The sequence below is a fragment of the Vibrio sp. V43_P6S15P86 genome (assembly GCF_009904725.1).
Classification (GTDB): domain Bacteria; phylum Pseudomonadota; class Gammaproteobacteria; order Enterobacterales; family Vibrionaceae; genus Vibrio; species Vibrio diabolicus.
This window is the reverse complement of the sequence record NZ_WXWT01000082.1, coordinates 1-2,704: the sequence shown is the minus strand read 5'-3', so window position 1 is coordinate 2,704 and position 2,704 is coordinate 1. Positions and strand designations below refer to the sequence as shown.

Annotated in this window: 3 protein-coding genes; all 3 read left to right on the top strand. The window is 39.1% G+C overall.

Annotated features, from left to right (window positions below):
* A partial coding sequence (locus CAG69_RS03610; protein ID WP_161442768.1) for a phage integrase family protein occupies nt 1–1,447 on the top strand: 1,447 nt, incomplete at its 5' end.
* Nucleotides 1,448–1,450: 3 nt separating this feature from the next.
* Nucleotides 1,451–1,987: a hypothetical protein gene (locus CAG69_RS03605; protein ID WP_029825909.1), complete on the top strand. Its 537-nt coding sequence runs from the start codon at nt 1,451–1,453 to the stop codon at nt 1,985–1,987.
* Between the two features lie 243 nt (nt 1,988–2,230).
* Nucleotides 2,231–2,371, top strand: a complete 141-nt coding sequence (locus tag CAG69_RS22745; RefSeq protein ID WP_246540946.1) for a recombinase family protein — start codon at nt 2,231–2,233, stop codon at nt 2,369–2,371.
* The last annotated feature ends 333 nt before the right edge of the window (nt 2,372–2,704 follow it).

Genomic DNA, 2,704 nt, shown 5'->3' with positions numbered 1-2,704 from the left:
TGATAATGAAGTAATAAATAGAACTTTGAAAATAAGAAATGGATATAGTTATTCACCTATTAAAGGGTATCGAAAAACATGGGAACGATTTACCCAAGCGCTCGACAATGAAGGGGTTGCCTTGGCTGATAAAGGTGAAGATCCACGATGGATGAAAATATTCATCTCGCTTGAAACCTTTATTGAGCCACGTCAAAGTGTAATTAAGAACTTCAAAGTATGGATTGGTGACACTTGTTATGGGTGGAGTGATTTTAAAAGGTATTTGGTCGGTTTGAGCGCAAAAGCCTCGTGGTTATGTTTAGCGCTATCAGGGATGCGTGTAGACGAGTTGTACAAAATTAGTCCTGTCTATGGGGCGCAAAAAATGATGTTCGATAAAAATGGCTGTGAATCCGATACTGGTAATGAAACTATTTACTTTTTAAGTACACGCCAATCAAAAATTACTCAAAACAGCCAAACTAAAAACGACACCTTTGTTACCACCGAAATGGGTTGGAAAGCATTTCATGTGTTAAATTCCATTCATACGCCTTATCGAAACAGGTTTGCAGAAAATGACAGACATCGAATGTTTGCAAATTTGGCTAACAATCAATATTTCAAGCCTGTAAAAAAGGACGCGCTAGGTAAATCAATCAAAGATAATTTTAATGAAGACAAGTTTGATTTTATTCTGACGGTTGAAGATATAGGCTATTTACAAGCCTCAGACCCAGCCCAGAAGTCCTTTAAACAGGGAGATAAGTTTCACTTCACGCCACATCAGGCAAGACGCTCACTTGCTTATTACCTAATTGGTTATGAGCTATGCTCTTTCCCTGCTTTGAAGCAACAGTTGTCACATCTTTCGATGGCGATGACGAGATGGTATGCCCGTAATGCCCATTCATTTGAACTGCTTTACAGTGAAATTAGAAAAGAGCGGATCACTCAAAAGGCTGAAATTTTTTCTCGTATATATCAAAAAATGGCGAACGGTGAACGGATTGCAGGTGGTAAAGGTCAAGCAATAGTTTCTGAAATCAGTCGTGAAGGTGAAAGCTATTTTGAAAATGGGGTCAACAAACGCAAGTTATCAATTGATTATTGGATAGACCAGTTAACTAACGGTAAGTCGCACTTACATGCCGTTGCTCCTGGTATGTATTGCACCAACACTCAATGTTCAATGCGCATCAATATTGATTTAAGTGAGTGTGTGGACTGCGAATACGATTTTATTGAAAACGCTGTTTATGCCGAATCTTCTCGCATGGATGCGATGAGAAATATTGAGTTTCTAAAAGAATGCGGTGAATTGAACTCTAGTGCCGCAACTAAATACTTTATGCAGGTAAAAGCGGCAGAGGCGATCATGGATGATTTGGGATTCGACCATGATAAGTATGAGTTTGCAGAAGATGTGCGGAGTTTAGTTATAAACACGATAATGGTGGCGTAAGACATGACAGATAGAACGGAATTAAGCTCAACAGAAAAGCAGTTGAGAGAAGCTCTGAAGCGCCTTATTGACAAACAGCCGACCCACAGGGAGTTGAAGCGAAAACTAAGTGCCAACAAACTCAAGATTGTTGTTGCTAATGTTGAAAAAGAGGCTGGGCTATCTAATGGTGCAGCAAAGCGTTATCCCGAAACAAAAAAAATGATTGAAGGCGCAGAAGCAGAGCGTATTCATGGATCGAGCGATGTGTCAGGTGAAGTTGTGCGTGCTCACCCGATTTATATCAAAGCTAGAGAGGATTTAGAAAAAGCTAAAGAGGAAGTAAAAAAACTCAAAGCAGAGTTAGAGCAGAAAGATGGAAGACTTACTCATTACAAAGAACTTTTAAAGTCTCAAGCCGCAAGAATGCATCAAATGAATGTTGCCATGTGGAATGACATACCTGAAGAAAACAAGCATGTTGAAGTAATTATTGATGTGCAAGACATGGGATCTCAAGACAATATTTTAGCCTTCAAAAAGCGTGAGAAATTGAATTAGTATTGTTAGCGTAGCGATCTAACTCACGGTAGAGAGTGCAAACAAACTGGTCAATTTATTTACATTCCTTAAAACACTCAAAATAAACGATAAGCCTTGACGATGGTGTAAAACGATATGTAAATAATCAGATGTAAAGTAACTGTTGCTTTGTTTTACAACTCATAGGGAGCTGCGCTCTATGAAAATTGGCTATGCTCGTGTCTCAACAGATGACCAAGAGCTTCAAGCCCTGTTGGAGAGCTGATCTTTCACATTTTCGGTGCTATCGAGCAATTTGAACGCTCCCTGATTCGCGAAAGAACCAAGGCGTGCTTAACCGCAGCCAAAAGGCGCGGGGAAAATGTAGGTAGAAAGCCAAGTATGTCTAAGACAGATATGTGAGATTAGCTGCTGGTATGCTACATAGCGATTCAATCACCAAAACTGAAGTAGCAAAACATTTTGGTGTATCAAGACCGACCTTAGATAAAGCACTGAAAAACATATCTTTGGAGGAAGCGTAAAGATGCTGGTTTTAGCCACATTAGATGAATTAGTCTCAATGCAATTTGTCAGGTTGTCCTAAATCAGTTCTGCCGCATTGCTAGTTGGAAAAAACCGCACACAAACTCTCAGTCCAATTTTTTCTTATTTCAACTTATTTATTTAACATTTGATATTAATTGTATTTATTAGTTACAATTCAGCTCGTTTAAGGGAGTAGCCTTCCACTAC

Bases quoted from the DNA above. Each gene is read 5' to 3' on its own strand.
- CAG69_RS03605 (WP_029825909.1), top strand. From the start codon at position 1,451: ATGACAGATAGAACGGAATTAAGCTCAACAGAAAAGCAGTTGAGAGAA.